The organism is Vibrio sp. ER1A, assembly GCF_000733315.1.
Taxonomy (GTDB): domain Bacteria; phylum Pseudomonadota; class Gammaproteobacteria; order Enterobacterales; family Vibrionaceae; genus Vibrio; species Vibrio mediterranei.
The window spans coordinates 32,509-48,663 of record NZ_JPJA01000092.1 but is presented as its reverse complement, the minus strand read 5'-3'; the positions used below and the strand labels follow the sequence as shown (position 1 = coordinate 48,663).

The following is a 16,155-nucleotide window of genomic DNA, read 5'->3' as shown; positions in this document are numbered from 1 at the left end:
GTAGGTTACGCCCTTTTTCTCTATTTGAGATTTACTCACCAGCGACTTTCATTGATTCCAACAGGATAGAGCCCGTTTGAATTTGTGAGCGCGTTTCAACATCACTGCCAACTGCCACAATTTGCTTGAACATTTGCGCTAGATTACCAGCAACAGTAATTTCCGAGACTGGGTATTGGATTTCTCCATTTTCGACCCAGAATCCTGCAGCACCGCGAGAGTAATCACCGGTAACGATATTGACCCCTTGCCCCATCACTTCGGTGACCAGCAGGCCAGTGCCAAGCGTTTTCAACATGGCATCAAAATCTTGTCCTGTCGACTTAACAAACCAGTTATGAATACCTCCAGCATGCCCTGTTGGCGTCATATTCAGTTTGCGCGCAGCGTAACTAGTCAGTAAGTAGGTCGCCAGTTTGCCGTCAGTGATAATATCTAAATCTTGAGTTGCCACACCTTCGTTATCAAACGGACTAGATGCTAAGCCTTTAAGTAGGTGAGGTTTTTCTTCAATAGCAAACCAATCTGGCAGAATCTGTTCACCCAGTTTATCTAACAAGAACGACGACTTACGGTATAAATTACCGCCGCTAATCCCCATTACTAAGTGTCCCATAAGGCCAGTCGCAACATCATTGGCAAAAAGCACTGGGTATTGACCCGTTTTGACTTTTCTAGGGTCTAGACGCTCAACTGTTTTAATAGCAGCCTTCTCACCGACCAACTCTGGTGTCCACAAATCATCACGGTGACGAGCAAGAGTATAACTGTAGTCACGCTCCATATCGCCATTTTGACCTTGGCCAATGACACTACAGCTAATGCTATGACGGCTAGACGCATAACCGGCCAACAGGCCATGGGAGTTTCCATAGACCTTAACGCCATAGTGGCTGTCGTAACTGGCACCATCACTCTGCTTTATTTTGTCACTGTAAGCTAATGCTGCTTTCTCAGCAGCAATTGCTTTTTGCGCAGCCACATCGGGATTTGGCTCATCTGGATGGAAGAGATCAAGGTCTGGGATATTCGTTACCAACAACTCTTTCGGAGCTGGCCCTGCAAATGGGTCTTCGGAGGTGTACTGGGCAATATCCAGTGCAGCAGCTACCGTTTGTGCAATGGCTTTTTCACTCAAATCAGAGGTTGAAGCACTGCCCTTACGCTGTCCACGGTATACCGTGATACCCAGCGCACCGTCACTATTAAACTCTACGTTTTCCACTTCACACATGCGCGTGGAGACGCTTAAGCCAGTGCTCTTAGTAATAGCGACCTCAGCGGCATCTGAATTTACTGAAGCCATATCCAACGCTTTAGCAACAGCGGCTTCTAGCTCAGCTTGCTGCTGAGCAACTTGCTCTCTTACATCCATAATCCATCTAACTTTTATCGTTTAATTGAGACTAGAATAACAAGGTTTTCGCATTCTCCCCAGATTTCTTGCTAAAATAGCCAATATTCGTAATGAGATAGTGATATAGGCAGTAAACATGGCCCGCAAAAATCAGAAAGCGCCTTGGGAAGAGGAAGAAGAAATCATTTGGGTAAGCAGAACCGAAATGAAAAACGACATGGAAGAGTTGCAAAAACTCGGTGAAGAGTTAGTTGGACTAAAGCCTGCTGTGTTGGATAAGTTTCCTCTTAGTGAAGATCTGAGAGAAGCGGTCGCCGATGCCCAGCGCTTCAAGAACGAAGCTCGACGTCGCCAACTGCAATACATCGGTAAGCTGATGCGCACCGAAGATCCAGAGCCAATTCAGGCGGCTCTCGACCGTGTACGTAACAAGCACTCACAATCTACTGCAGCACTTCACAAGCTTGAACAACTGCGTGACCGTATTGTAGAGCAAGGCGATGAAGCCATCGCGGATGCACTTGAGTTGTACCCAAACCTCGACCGTCAGCGTCTGCGCCAACTTGCTCGTCAGGCCAACAAAGAAAAGAAAGCTGGAAAGCCTGCAAAAGCATTCCGTGAAATTTTCCAAGCACTTAAGCACGAAGAAGAACAAGAGTTCTAACTTCAATACTCAATTTAAGACTATAAAGGCAGCGTAAGCTGCCTTTTTTATATCCATAAAACGCTAATGCGCCGCTTTTACAAACCGCGCGAGCTCTTGATTGTCATGTTGCGCCGTCAACGCCGAGATGTCTCCTTCAGCAGTGATGATGCCATGACTAAGGTAGGCAAACCGGTTGGCAATGGCTCTGGCATCACTAAGGTGATGCGTCACCATAATAACTGTCGCTTGTTTTTCTTGAGCTAGAGAGCGAACAACCGACAGCATTTCTTTACGAAGTACCGGGTCCAACGCCGAAAACGGTTCGTCAAGTAGCCAAATCGGGTGAGGCTGAACAAAGCAACGGGCTAAAGCCACTCGCTGCCTCTGCCCACCGGAAAGCTCAGACGGTAAACGTTGAATCTTATCAATAAGACCCACCTTGTCTGCCGCATCTCGCACTCGCTGTTGATCTTCTGCAGTTAGTTTAAGGGCTGGATTGAGTCCTAGAGCGATATTATCGAACACTGAAAGGTGCTCGAATAAGTTGTGCTCTTGAAACAACATAGACAAAGGCCGCAGGTGAGGCTGCTTAGATTGAATATCTTCATCATCGACAGATATCCTTCCCGATTCAGGCTGACAAAACCCCGCTATAAGCGCCAACAGTGTCGATTTACCAGCACCACTGGGCCCAATCAACGCCAACACATCACCTTTTTCTACTGAGATAGAAAACCGAAACCAATCACTGTGGTAGCGATAATCGACATGATCCATAGTTAACATTATGATTTCTCTCGCTCGGTCGGTACAGGTCGTAACAACGACTCCGTTAAGGTAAATACACCAATACTCAATATAAACAGCACTAGGGATACTACAGCCGCTGCTTGCAATTGATAGCTACCCATCAGCTGATACAGGTAAAGCGGTAAGGTATTAAAGTTCTGACTTCCAAATAGCGCGATAACAGTAAGATCGCCCATGGAAAGGACAAAGCTAATCGAGAAAGCATGCAATATCGGTGCGCGGATTGCTCTCCATTCCATTAACCAAAATCGTCGAATACCATGCAATCCTAAACTTTGCCAAAGCAGGTGATATTGCTTGGCTAACCTCAACATTGGCTGATTAAGTGTTTTGATAACATACGGCAGCGCCATCAAAGCATTCACAACGACAACGATCCCAAACGCAAGACTAAACACATTGGTCATTCCGCGAAGCATTAGAAAAGTCGCTGTGCTCAATACCAACGCGGGTGTCACCAAAATAACCGTACCAACAAACTCCAAGCCATCCGCACGGCCATAGTGAGACTTTATTCGTAACATTCGTGAACTACTCAATAGCACAATGCCAACCACTAACGCGATACTAGCAGCCATGATTGCCACTTGTAACGAGGTCATAACTGCCGACCAGAACTTGCTATCAGCAAGCACTGACCACAATTTCTCATTCAGTCCACTTGCAACAATGGCAATAAGTGGCGGAATGACCAGCATTAGGGTTGCCATGATCCAAAAGCTATCCCAGCACTTTTTCAACCATGAGTCTTGAGGTTGAATGGTTGGCATGTCGCTATAATTGGTTTTACCCTCCAAGTCTCGACTGAATTTGCCAATAAACAGCACCAGTAATGCGCAAATTAACATTTGCCATAATGCCAGAACCGCTCCAGTTTGTAGGTCAAAATCAAACTTGATCGCTTGATAAATCGCTAGTTCAATCGTAGTGGCTTTCGGACCGCCACCTAACGCCATGACGGTTGCAAAACTGGTAAAACACAACATGAAGACTAAGCCAATAACATGAGGTAAATGTGCTTTTAGTCGTGGCCACTCCACTAATCTAAAACACTGCCAGCTGTTCATTCCCAAGTGCAGTGCTAACTTGCGCTGCTCTAGTGGAACACTTTCTATCGTCACTAAAAGCAAACGGGTTGAAAAAGGCAAATTAAAGAATACGTGTGCCAGCAAAATACCGTTTAAACCATAGAGGGAAAACGGCATAGAATCGTTCGAAGTGAGCCACCATTGAGCAATAACGCCTTGATTGCCATAAATGGCGACAATGCCAAACACACCGACCAGTACTGGCATCACCAAGGTGGTCGCAAACAATTTGAGCAACCATGATCTTCCCCAAAAATGGCGACGAGAAAACGCATGTGCCACTGGGATAGCAAGCCCTACACTTAGCAACGTTGATAGACTTGCTTGCCAAAAGCTAAATTTGGCTACGTGCTGGTAGTATGGGTCCGTAAACAGCAGAGCAATATCAGTCATTGACGAGTAGGAAAGCAGTGTCCACAACGAAGCCAGCACATATATGGCAATGAGCAAAGCAATCACTAAACCTGATTTTGGTATTTGGGTCACAATAACCTCAATGGAGAAGTAGACACGAAAACGATTCATTACACCAGTGAAGCTCTGGTGCAGTATTGGCTTGCCCCTGCTTGTACAGGGGCGATAATCTGTAGGTTTTCTCAGATGCCAATACTACTTAATCAGCGCAGACTGCCACTCGCGAATCCAAGCTTTACGGTTATTCGCCACTTCATCTGGACTAAATGTCAGCGCCTCACTTGGAATGGTTAAGCTATCAAAACCTTCAGGTAGCTTGCTCTCAACAACAGGATACATCCAGTTGCCTGTAGGGATTTTTGATTGAAAGTCTTCTGAAACGATAAATTGCATAAATTCATCAGCTAACTTTTGCTTGTCACTGCTGGCCACTTTAGCCGCCACTTCCACCTGAGTGTAATGGCCTTCCGAAAAGTCTGCGGCTGCAAATCGCTTATCTTGCTCGGCAATAATATGGTAAGCCGGAGAGGTCGTGTAAGAGAGAACCAGGTCAGACTCTCCCTCAAGGAACATAGAGTACGCTTCCGACCAACCTTTGGTCACAGTTACGGTCTTTTTCGCTAGCTTTTGCCATGCCTCACTGGAGTCATCACCATAAACAGACTTCATCCAAAGTAAGAGTCCTTGACCCGGAGTTGAAGTGCGAGGATCTTGATAAATCACCTTAAGGTCATCACGTTGCTCAACCAACTCTTTCAGGCTTTTCGGTGGATTTTTTACCTTTTCTTTGTTGTAAACAAACGCAAAGTAACCGTAATCGAAAGGAACAAAAACATCGTCACTCCAGCCGTTTGGTAACTCAAGCGCAGAAAGATCAGCATTGTGTTTAGCCAACAAGCCAGAGGCTTTCGCTTCGCTCATTAAGTTATTATCGAGACCAAGTACGACATCGGCTTGGGAGCTGGAGCCTTCTAGACGCAGGCGGTTTAGAATCGAGACACCATCATCTAGTGCAACAAAGTTGAGATCGCATCCACATTTAGCTTCAAATGCTTTTTCAATCGCTGGACCAGGGCCCCAATCTGAAGCAAACGAATCATAGGTATAAACGGTAAGTGTGTTCGCCGCAGCGAGTTGAGAGGCACTTAGAAGTGTCGTTGCCAAAGCAAGTTTAGCGAGTTGATGTACTTTCACTGGTTCTATCCTTAGATATATATTTTTATATTATATGATCCAGAAAAAGCCTCCATAGAACGGAGTTCTCATCCCTACGCCAGCATTATCTGGATCAGGTATACGGGTGTCAGGTATTACCTTCTCTCAGCACCACTGCTAGTGCACCCCGTGAGTCACAACCTTTAGAAAGCGAATTGTAACCTTTTCGTCACAGATTCGCCAAATCTATCCCTAAACTCGTTTGATTGATGTGGATTTATCGCTGATCGTAGCCCCAGCGAGGCACGAGAGTTTGGTCGATACCCATATGGTCAAGCACACGAGCCACAATAAAGTCGACCAAATCCTCAATAGATTCTGGCTGATGATAAAAACCAGGCGCAGCTGGCATGATGGTCACGCCCATTTGCGAAAGTTTGTGCATGTTTTCTAGATGTATGGTTGAAAATGGCGTCTCGCGTACCACTAAGAGAAGTTGACCACGCTCTTTCATTACCACGTCAGCGGCACGTTCAATTAAATTGTCCGACATCCCATGAGCAATCGCAGCCACACTGCCAGCCGAACATGGGCAGACGATCATCTGTTTGGGCGCTGCCGACCCGGAAGCCACTGGTGAAAACCAATCTTCTTTACCACACACTACCAGCTTATCTGGCGAGCAATTCAGTCTTTGTACTAGTGCTTTGTGCGCGGCATCCGGACCGCTCGGCAGTTTAATATTATGTTCAGTCGCCAACACCACTCTCGCAGCGGAAGAGATCAATAAGTACACGGTATAATCTTGAGCTAACAAGCACTCAAGGAGGCGCATCCCATAAGGAGCGCCAGATGCACCAGTAAATGCCAGCGTGATCGCTTTCTCTACGGGTTTCATTACGCTAATGCCTCTAATAATTTTTGATGAATACCACCAAAGCCACCATTGCTCATCACCAGAATTTGATCGCCTGATTGAGCCTGTTCAACAATGGCCTGCACCAGCTCATCAATAGAGTCACTGACTGTGGCTGGTTGCGAGCATGAGTGCGCAATCTCTTCTACTGACCAATCAATATTGTCGGGCTGGAATAAGAACACCGCATCGGCTTGAGTGAGCGATTGCGCTAATGTCTCTTTGTGCACGCCGCGTTTCATGGTGGCACTGCGTGGCTCTAAAACAGCTAGGATTCGCTGCTTGCCGACCTTGTTACGTAAACCGCCTAACGTCAGTTCAATTGCCGTTGGATGATGGGCAAAATCATCGTATACCGTGACTTGATTCACTTCGCCCTTCAGCTCCAAGCGTCGCTTGGTATTGATAAACTTGCCTAATGCTTCGCACGCAAGATCCGGAGTCACGCCAACATGCCTTGCTCCAGCAATAGCCATCAGGGCGTTATCGACATTATGGTCCCCCACTAGCTCCCACTTCACTTCCCCGACTTTGCTGCCATGTAGGTACACTTCAAAATGCGAACCATCACGCTTTAACTTGTTAGCATGCCAATCCGCATTCTCTCCCGTGTGTTCCACTTCACTCCAACACCCTCTTCCTAGTACGTCACCCAACGCCTTATCTTTACGTGGAGCAAGGATGCGGCCGTTTCCAGGAACAGTGCGAACTAAATGATGAAATTGTCGTTTGATGGCTTCAAGATCGTCAAAAATATCCGCATGATCGAACTCAAGATTGTTCATAATGAGAGTGCGTGGATGGTAGTGAACGAACTTAGAACGTTTGTCAAAAAAAGCACTGTCATACTCATCCGCTTCCACCACGAAAAACATAGATTCACCCAAACGAGCTGACTGACCGAAGTTGCCTAATACCCCACCGACTAAGAAACCCGGTTGATAACCACAATCTTCAAGAATCCAACTTAACATGCTGGATGTGGTAGTTTTTCCATGAGTCCCTGAAACAGCCAGCACCCAGCGATCATGCAAAAGAAACTCTTGTAACCACTGTGGGCCAGAAGTGTATTTCAGATTATGGTTAAGCACGTACTCAACGCAAGGGTTGCCACGACTCATCGCATTCCCAATGACGACAAGGTCTGGAGCAGGATCGAGCTGAGCTGGGTCAAACCCTTCGATAATCTCTATGCCTTCCGACTCCAATAATGTGCTCATTGGTGGATAAACGTTAGCATCACTGCCTGTAACTCGGTGTCCCAACTGCTGGGCCAATACCGCAGCGCCTCCCATGAAGGTACCGCAAATACCCAGAATATGAATGTGCATAGTTCGCTCTCTTAACTCTTTGCGTCTAATTTTACGCTATTGTCGCTATATATACCCAAAGCGTGCGTCAAAAGCGAGAAAGTTAGCGGTTAGGGAAATAAATGTGACATTCATCATACAAAACGGAGCGTGTCAGGGTTACTTCATTACCATTAAAAAGTTCTGCCACCTACAATACACATGTGTGTTGATGAATACCCCCAATAAACGCAATCGTTTGGTTGCCACATTTCTCTCACACACTACCCCCAAGAAAATAAGCAGAAAAGTTAAGGATATAACATGTCTGAAATGCGCACCCTTGGCGAATTCATTGTTGAGAAACAAACTGATTTCCCCCACGCTAGCGGTGATTTATCTTCCCTTTTGTCTTCGATTCGACTCGCTGCAAAAATCGTAAACCGAGAAATTAACAAGGCAGGCCTTGCTGATATTACTGGTTCTGTAGGCTCTGAAAACGTTCAAGGTGAAGCTCAACAAAAACTCGATGTCTATGCTAACGACAAATTTAAAGCCGCTCTGGAAGCGCGTGACCAAGTTTGTGGCGTTGCCAGTGAAGAGGAAGATGAGGCAGTAGCATTTAACAAAGAGCTCAACAAAAATGCCAAATACGTCGTACTAATGGACCCACTTGATGGTTCATCGAACATTGATGTCAATGTATCAGTAGGTACCATCTTCTCTATCTATCGTCGCGTTTCACCGGTTGGTACTCCTCCGACTCAAGAAGACTTCCTACAACCGGGCAACAAGCAAGTTGCAGCAGGCTATGTGGTGTACGGCTCGTCGACTATGTTGGTTTATACCACGGGTAAAGGCGTAAACGGATTTACTTACGACCCATCGATCGGTACCTTCTGCCTATCTCATGAAAATATGATGATCCCTAAAGATGGCACCATCTATTCCATTAACGAGGGCAACTATATTCGCTTCCCTATGGGTGTGAAAAAGTATATCAAGTACTGCCAAGAGAATGTGCCAGAAGAGAAGCGTCCATACACGTCTCGCTACATTGGCTCCTTGGTATCTGACTTCCACCGCAACCTGCTTAAGGGCGGCATCTACTTGTACCCAAGCACGCAAAGTCACCCAAGTGGTAAACTGCGCCTACTGTATGAGTGCAACCCAATGGCTTTCATCATGGAGCAAGCAGGCGGCTTAGCATCGGATGGCACTCAACGTATCATGGATATCAAGCCTACCGAGCTTCACCAGCGAGTCCCATTCTTCGTCGGCTCAAGCCGAATGGTTGAAAAAGTCGAGTCTTTCCTAGAAGAATATAAAGACCAATAACTTCGAAGTGCCTCTCAATAGAGGCACTTTTTGTTTTAAAACTAACCAAGTATACTCTTTGTAAACGATTCGTGTTTCAGCCCTCTATTTCCTCCTTAAAGGAATAATGAATACAGAAAAGGAAAGTCAAAATGAGCTTAAACAATGTCCCTGCAGGTAAATCATTACCTGATGATATCTATGTAGTGATTGAAATCCCGGCTAACGCCGATCCAATTAAGTACGAAGTCGACAAAGACTCTGGTGCTGTTTTCGTTGACCGCTTTATGTCAGCACCTATGTTTTACCCATGTAACTATGGTTACGTAAACGAAACGCTTTCTCTTGACGGTGATCCGGTTGACGTGTTGGTACCGACACCTTATCCGTTGATGCCTGGTTCAGTAATTCGTTGCCGTCCAGTAGGCGTACTTAAGATGACCGACGAATCTGGTGAAGATGCAAAAGTCTTTGCCGTACCTCATAGCAAGCTTTCTAAAGAGTACGACCACATTCAAGATGTAGATGATATCCCAGAGCTACTCAAAGCTCAGATCACACAGTTCTTTGAGCGCTATAAAGAACTCGAAGCGGGTAAGTGGGTCAAAGTCGATGGCTGGGCCGATGTTCAAGCGGCAAGAGAAGAGATTGAAACTTCCTTTGAGCGCGCTAAGTCAAAATAACGCTCGCTGAATACATGAAAAAGCTCTCTAAATTAGAGAGCTTTTTACTTTGGCTTAGAGTAAAGGAGCTAATAGCCGTAGCGGCCACGAGAAGCTTTGCCATTGTTATACCAGGTTCGAAAAGTTGGTTTGATATCATCACAGATGCCACGATACATTTCCCCTCGCTTTCCCAGAATGCTTGGGTCTTGTTGACAGTATGCGATACGACCTTCCTCATAGCCGTTAGAATAGGCCTGGTATAAATCTTCCGTGAAATCTATGGTAGTCGAAGATTGTAACTGTTGAACTGACAGTTTCTCATACCCTATAAGAGCTTGCTCCAGACCGTACTGCTGCCAGTCTTGAGGCATAACAGAAGTAAGAGAAATTTGTTGAGCACAACCCGACATGATTAGTAAGCCAATGATGAATAACAGCCTCATACGATCCCCCCAGCACTAATTGCTAGCGCTTAGCGCGAGCATTTTTACCACGCCAATACTCATCGAGATACATTCGGTCTACATCGTTACAAATACCGTAATAGATTTTGCCATTTCTTCCTAAGACAAACGGATCTTGTTTACAGTATTCACTCTTACCTTCTTGATATCCTTTGAGATACGCTTTGTATTGACTAGCTGTGACGTCAGGCACTTTAGAGCGTAGCTTCGTTTCTGGTTCAACAATATAGCCCTTCAACGCCCATTGCTCGCCAAACTGTTGCCAGCTCATATCACTCTTGTCAGTGGGAGGCTGTAGTTGGACACAACCCGCTAACAGCCCTCCAATTATTAACAACAACCAAGGCCTCATATTACCCTCTCTATTCCGCTTGTTACTTCATAAGTATACGAGAAAAAGCGCGAATCGATTACGTTGTGCGGCGGCGCAGCAACGGCTCGTGTTAATCCACTTCAAACTGATACAGGAAGGTTACAGAGCTATAAAGCCCAGACACCGCTTCAACGTAAAAGTCTTCAATGATTCGATAGCGTATGGTGAATTCACCAAGGGAGTTAAAAATACCTACCCCATATTTCACTTGTAGCCCTGGCAGAACATACCCACTCACGGTTACTTGAGAGTCATTACCACTACCTGCAGTATCAAGCTGTAAGTCTTGTACACCAAAAGCTTGGCCAATATCGCCGACCACTTTACCACTGCGAGCTAAACTCAAACCAATCAAGGTCGTGGTTAGTGCATTACCACCTGTTTCACCATCAATATCTTGGCCACGTAACAAGTAAGAAAGGGCATTTGCTTGTGGCATAGTTGGATCAGAGAAAATCTCGATTTTAGGCTCTGATGCCAAACCGGTTACTTTTACCCCGGCTTTAACATCATCAGCTGTGGTCTCTGGGTTTCGTATCGCGGTAATATTGACGTAAGGCTGATCAACAGGCCCAGTCATTAGGATTTTACCTTCTTCAATCAACAAGTCTTGACCAAATGAAGTATACGAACCGTTGATGATATTGACTTCACCTTGAACAAATGGCCCTTTATCTTTTTGGGAAACTTGTAATCGCCCTCTTAAGTCACCCTTTAAGCCAAATGCAGATACACGAAAATCATTACCGATGTTAATCACAACATCACTTTCGATATTGAAAGGAACCACTGCTTCTTTGTCGATAGGCGTCATATCAGGGTTGAGTAGTACTTGGTCACTGGATACCGACACTGCACTCTGGGGCAGTTCCTCAACCAAAATTCGTCCCCAGGGCAAGCCTATCGTACCCGTTACTTTCGCCAGCTGTGGGTTGGCCTCGATGGTCATATCCGGGACAACCTTAACTTTCACCATCGGTGGCACTTCGACATTCAACTCATCGGCAAACACTCTCAATTTGGTGCGCCATGCATTGAGATCCTGCCAATTACCCTCACCGGATAATTGCAGTTCGCCATCATCAGTCTGAATTTTCGCATCTAAGTTGGCGTCATAACCATTGAAAGCAATGTTCACACCACCCGACTTCACTTGAATTGGCGAAATGTCACCTTGAAGGGAAAGGTCCGAAATGGAAAAGTCACCAAACAACTGCGGATGTAGAGCATCCCCTTTAATTTTGATGTTTGAATCAAGATTCGCTTTGAGCTTATTGAACTCTCCAATAACAGGCTGCAGGAAGTCCAAGTTAAACGTAGAAAGGTTGATCTCACCCTCTATCTTTTTATTGTCTGCGAGCACATCAGGTAAGGTCACTTGACCAGAAAGATCGCCGTTATCTGTTACGTCTACTAACCAACTGGCTTCGAGCTTATCATCCGCTAAATTCGCCGATACATTCACCTTATCCCAGCCCATGACAAGAGGCGCTTCTAGTGTTTGCGTGACCTTGCCCTTCGGCAGGCTCACATCCAGCTTAACTTGCGGAGCAACCTCTGGCGCCCACTTTGCCCACACCGTCACATTAGCGGTCCCTTCCACATTGGTATTTTTAGGAATGTAAGCATCAAGCTGTTTAAAGTTGAAATTCTTCACTGTGACTAAGGCTTCACCTGACGTCCCTGCCTGAATGTCTTTTTCCAAACACACTTTCGAGTCAGCTTGTGCCCAACAGTGCGCCGAGACATCTGCCACTTGTTTATCGATATCCACTTTGATATCGATAGGATCCACCAAATCAAGCGGCCCTTGTTCTGACTCTAAATGGACGTCAGCAAGTCGCCCAGTCCAAACAAGGTTTGGCTTATCCTGAAGAGAACCGTCTAAGTCAATCTTTGCAGACAGGAGGTTGGAAACAAGATCTAATGACAGTGTATGCCGTGCTTGGGTACCACTTAAGGCAAGATCCACACTCTCCACAACCTGTTCTTGATAAGTAACCCCAGAAGCCTTTAGTGAGAGGTTCGCCTGAGCTTGCTCAAGAGGTAAAGGTTTCGCCGTACCGGATAAAGATAAGCTATCGATACTTGCTTCTTGTTTCCATTTTACTTTTTCTACTTTGAGATCGGTGGCAATATCAGGTTCTAACATCGCCCCTTTAATACCCACCGTCCCTTTCAGAAGACCAGTGAGATCTGGAACCGATTTCGCTAAGTCAGGAAAATCGATGCGAACATCCATATTCCAATCCTTATCGAGGGTTCCTTTTGCACTTAGTTGGTTTGGACCATGAGCGACTGACAGCCCTTCAGTCCTGACTTTATACTTGCCCTTGCCAGAAGTGTCTGCAGCTTCTAGTTGCCCTTTAACGTTTAGCGGGTAATTACGAAGTACGCCAACAATATCAAGAGTAGGAACCGACACGTCCCAACCACCAGCCTCTGTAAGTTGGCCACTGGTGACAATATGGCCGCTAATGTCGCCTTCTGCCTCTGGCCATTGAAGACCTGGTTGAATGTGTGTGAGGTTAATATCCCCTTTCCAGTTTATCGGCGACTCCCAGTTCGCCATAACCTGACCAGTAATGTTGCCACCTAAGCTATCAATGGAGAGCTCACTTAGGTCAATTTGCTTCAAGTCACCCTTACCAATCAACTGGACTGCCACATCTGGAATGTCCTTACCTGATGCTTGAGCGTTTAGAGCAACGTCATACCCTTCCAATGAGCCTTTCGCTTTCAAGCTTTCAATAGCAACTTGATAATCACTTTTACCGGTTAATGGCCACGTCGCTTTTGCATCACTGATCGTGGCATCAAACGGAAGTGTTGGTTCCAGTGGCTGCAACTCTCCATTTAAAGCACCAGTGATTAGCCCGGAAAACTGACTATCTAGAGATAGCTTTTCAACGCTTCCTTTAGCCTCTAGTTGTAACCTCTGACCCGCCAAATCTGTTTGTTTGAGATGAGCCGTAAGGAACAGGTCTAATGGGTAGCCCTGATTTAAGGTGATGTCTCCATTAAGAAGGGCATCCACTTGCGGCATGTCTAGCTGTAGTTTATCCACATGAACATCGTGTTCACCTGCTCGGCCCACCAACTGCAAATTATTGACAATGACAGGCTCATCTTGCTCAAGTTTAAAGTCTTGAATTTCGATTCCCGCAATATTAACGAAGAGCGGAATTAATACCTCTGGTAGCTCGATAGCCTGAGGCTTGGTCTCCTGTTGAGGCTCTTGTGGTTCTGCACTGGTCTCATCCGACGGCGCTAACGCTACTCTAGGTGATTTTAGTAAGGTATCACCGACCGTGAGCTTGGAACCGGTCATTGCGAGAGACGTAGAAAAAACATCCCAATTCACTTTAGTGCCTAAGATATCCAAATTGATATCACTAAAGTTCACCTTACCGATCGCAATTGGAATGGGTGTTGAGATTGACGTGAGCGGCTCGCTTGGCTCGGTAGAAGGCTCACTTGGTGCGACTTCAGGCATCGAAAAGTTCAAACCCGTTATCGCCAGTTCATTAATACATACCCTAGGATCGCTCAAGCAGTTGAGATCAACGGCCAACGTCAATGACTGAGCGTTAAGATCAATATGGAGACTCTCGTCGACAAAACTGACTTGGTTAAGAGTAAACCTGGGGAATAGTGAGCCCTTGGCTTCCGACACCTGTAACTGAGGCAGCGCTTTGTTTACCCCCCAAAGAATGCTGTTCAACCCAGCATTAGTGAACATAGCGAAGGCCAGCGTTGCCACAATAAGTAGTATCAACGTCGCAAAGCCGATAGAGACCCACTTGGTCACTCGCCAAACTTTTAACATCATAATTCTGGCCCTAAACTAAAGTGAATACGCCATTCTGCTTGCGGTTTCTGATCTAACCCCTTTGCATAATCAAATTTCACCGGGCCAACAGGCGATACCCAACGGATACCGAAACCGGCACCACGTTTCCACTCTGGACTATCATTAAATGCATCACCAACATCGAAAAACGTCGCTGCCCACCAATTTCCAGTAATACGATATTGATACTCTAGTGTACTGGTCGCCAAGTATTGGCCACCGGTCTTATTACCGACATCATCCTGAGGAGAAATACTCTCATAGTCGTAACCTCGGATACTGTTATCACCACCTGCATAGAATCGTAGTGACGGTGATAACTTAGAAGGGTCACTAGCAATGTTGGCACCAACATCCACTTTAAAAATACCACGATGATTTTCACCAATACTGGAAATCCATGTGGACGTTCCACGCATGCGGAACACGGAAGTTTCTGAGAGGGCGCGCTCGTCGCCGACTTCAAACATGATGGTCTGTTTGTTACCACTCATCGGCAGTACACCACCTCGAGACACCACTCGTGAATACGATAGGCCAGGTAAGACGAACTGACCTAACTCACCTTGCGTATTGAACTCGTAGTTCTCCACCAAATAACGTAGATAAGCGGTGCGATGCCAACCGCTATCGAGCACCCAGTGACGCTCGAAGGCCAAGTTGGATTCCAAAGTCTTTTTATCACTTCGGTTTACGTTTTTTAGACCATATTGAATGAGATAGTAATCTTTCAGCACATCATCCAAAGGAATCTTGTAGCTTGCGGTCACCTGTTGTTCAGGAATAGAGAGATCAAGACTGGTATTAAAGCTGTGGCCATGTTCGTTCAGCCATGGTTTTTTCCACTTGAACTTAACTTTTGCCCCCACATCAGTGGAGTAACCAAGACCCGTTTCAAATTGGTTTTTTACTTGCGGGGCCAATGACACCTTCATAGGTAACTCTCGGCCTTTACCTACTTGCGATAAGTCAGGCTCAACGAATACCGATGAAAACCATTCGGTATTAGATAAGTTCTGGTTATGGATACCGACTTTAGAGGCAAGATAATCATCCCCTGTTTTATATGGTTGTAATGATTCTACTTTTTGAATATCGATCTGACTGCCGGTGATGGTGGTTTTGCCAAATTGATAGCGAATCCCACTATCGTAATGCAATCGAATAAAAGCTTGGTTAAGTTCAGGGACCACTTCGAGTCGGCTCAGCACATATCCGCCATCGAAGTAACCTTTTTGCAAAGCAAGATTACGAATACTTGATTTCATCGCATCGTATTGGCTGTGGTTTAAAATGACACCTTCTTTAAGAGGCGTCAGTCGGATAAGACGCAGAAAATCTTCATCGCTCTTCGCTTCACCAGAGATATCAATATCAACCAATTTGATTCTCGTCGGCTCACCTGCATTGACGTTTACAATCAGCTCAGAGTCCTTATCGTCTACGGAGAACTCGATACGGGCATTGTAATAACCCACCGCATTCAGGGCTGTATTGATTTCTTTGGTTAGGCGAGATTGAAATCGAAGTGACGTTGAGTATTCACTGGGCTCAATAGCGGATATGTAGGCATCAACATTATCCTTCAATGCACCACTTAAACCATTAATATCCAATGACACACCATCTTTTGCCATCGCTAAACTCGATGACAGCAACAGAATTAGCGGTGGTAATACTCTCTTTATCATGCTTTATTGTTGAGACTGTGATTCGTTGTTTTTGTATTGAACTGGAATGATAACCCCGATCAATTTAGAAGTCTGTAGTCACCACCCACATGATGACAGATTAGCGTTATTTTATTG

The 16,155-nt window shown here is 45.6% G+C and carries 13 protein-coding genes and 1 riboswitch; of the genes, 3 read left to right on the top strand and 10 right to left on the bottom strand.

Annotation, left to right across the window (positions count from 1 at the left end):
• Window positions 1-31: 31 nt before the first annotated feature.
• The gene (gene pmbA, locus HW45_RS18730) at window positions 32-1,375 is read right to left on the bottom strand and encodes a metalloprotease PmbA (RefSeq protein ID WP_038228887.1); all 1,344 of its coding nucleotides are present in this window, start codon (window positions 1,373-1,375) and stop codon (window positions 32-34) included.
• A gap of 118 nt (window positions 1,376-1,493) precedes the next feature.
• Here pmbA and yjgA point away from each other — a divergent pair, with 118 nt between their 5' ends.
• Window positions 1,494-2,021 (top strand): ribosome biogenesis factor YjgA, encoded by a 528-nt coding sequence (gene yjgA, locus HW45_RS18725; RefSeq protein ID WP_006073257.1) that lies wholly within the window; start codon window positions 1,494-1,496, stop codon window positions 2,019-2,021.
• Between the two features lie 63 nt (window positions 2,022-2,084).
• On the opposite strand, the gene thiQ is transcribed toward yjgA, so the two are convergent.
• The 5 genes from thiQ to mpl form a co-directional block, all read right to left on the bottom strand.
• On the bottom strand, window positions 2,085-2,789 hold the full coding sequence (gene thiQ / locus HW45_RS18720; RefSeq protein WP_038228884.1) for a thiamine ABC transporter ATP-binding protein: 705 nt from the start codon (window positions 2,787-2,789) through the stop codon (window positions 2,085-2,087).
• Window positions 2,789-4,387, bottom strand: a complete 1,599-nt coding sequence (gene thiP, locus HW45_RS18715; RefSeq protein WP_200874591.1) for a thiamine/thiamine pyrophosphate ABC transporter permease — start codon at window positions 4,385-4,387, stop codon at window positions 2,789-2,791. Before thiP ends, thiQ begins: the two co-directional genes overlap by 1 nt.
• 123 nt (window positions 4,388-4,510) lie before the next feature.
• Window positions 4,511-5,509, bottom strand: a complete 999-nt coding sequence (gene thiB / locus HW45_RS18710; RefSeq protein WP_038167267.1) for a thiamine ABC transporter substrate binding subunit — start codon at window positions 5,507-5,509, stop codon at window positions 4,511-4,513.
• A gap of 54 nt (window positions 5,510-5,563) precedes the next feature.
• A riboswitch (TPP riboswitch) is annotated at window positions 5,564-5,670 on the bottom strand.
• A gap of 77 nt (window positions 5,671-5,747) precedes the next feature.
• Window positions 5,748-6,368 carry a flavin prenyltransferase UbiX gene (locus HW45_RS18705; protein WP_038228881.1) on the bottom strand — a complete coding sequence of 207 codons (621 nt, stop codon included), beginning with the start codon at window positions 6,366-6,368 and terminating at the stop codon, window positions 5,748-5,750.
• A complete protein-coding gene (gene mpl / locus HW45_RS18700) occupies window positions 6,368-7,717 on the bottom strand; it encodes a UDP-N-acetylmuramate:L-alanyl-gamma-D-glutamyl-meso-diaminopimelate ligase (RefSeq protein ID WP_038228878.1) in 1,350 nt (449 codons plus the stop codon). Before mpl ends, HW45_RS18705 begins: the two co-directional genes overlap by 1 nt.
• Window positions 7,718-7,999: 282 nt before the next feature.
• Here mpl and fbp point away from each other — a divergent pair, with 282 nt between their 5' ends.
• Together fbp and ppa are read left to right on the top strand one after the other, a co-directional pair.
• Window positions 8,000-9,013: a class 1 fructose-bisphosphatase gene (gene fbp / locus HW45_RS18695; RefSeq protein ID WP_006073244.1), complete on the top strand. Its 1,014-nt coding sequence runs from the start codon at window positions 8,000-8,002 to the stop codon at window positions 9,011-9,013.
• A 131-nt stretch (window positions 9,014-9,144) separates the two neighbouring features.
• On the top strand, window positions 9,145-9,675 hold the full coding sequence (ppa, locus tag HW45_RS18690; RefSeq protein ID WP_006073242.1) for an inorganic diphosphatase: 531 nt from the start codon (window positions 9,145-9,147) through the stop codon (window positions 9,673-9,675).
• 68 nt (window positions 9,676-9,743) lie between these two features.
• On the opposite strand, the gene HW45_RS18685 is transcribed toward ppa, so the two are convergent.
• From HW45_RS18685 to tamA, 4 genes are all read right to left on the bottom strand, one after another.
• The gene (locus tag HW45_RS18685; protein WP_038228876.1) at window positions 9,744-10,100 is read right to left on the bottom strand and encodes a DUF2799 domain-containing protein; all 357 of its coding nucleotides are present in this window, start codon (window positions 10,098-10,100) and stop codon (window positions 9,744-9,746) included.
• Window positions 10,101-10,122: 22 nt separating this feature from the next.
• Window positions 10,123-10,473: a DUF2799 domain-containing protein gene (locus HW45_RS18680; protein WP_006073240.1), complete on the bottom strand. Its 351-nt coding sequence runs from the start codon at window positions 10,471-10,473 to the stop codon at window positions 10,123-10,125.
• 91 nt (window positions 10,474-10,564) lie between these two features.
• Entirely contained in the window at window positions 10,565-14,323 is a 3,759-nt protein-coding gene (gene tamB, locus HW45_RS18675; protein WP_038229621.1) for an autotransporter assembly complex protein TamB, read from the bottom strand.
• Window positions 14,323-16,038 carry an autotransporter assembly complex protein TamA gene (gene tamA / locus HW45_RS18670; RefSeq protein WP_038228874.1) on the bottom strand — a complete coding sequence of 572 codons (1,716 nt, stop codon included), beginning with the start codon at window positions 16,036-16,038 and terminating at the stop codon, window positions 14,323-14,325. Before tamA ends, tamB begins: the two co-directional genes overlap by 1 nt.
• Window positions 16,039-16,155 lie beyond the last annotated feature (117 nt).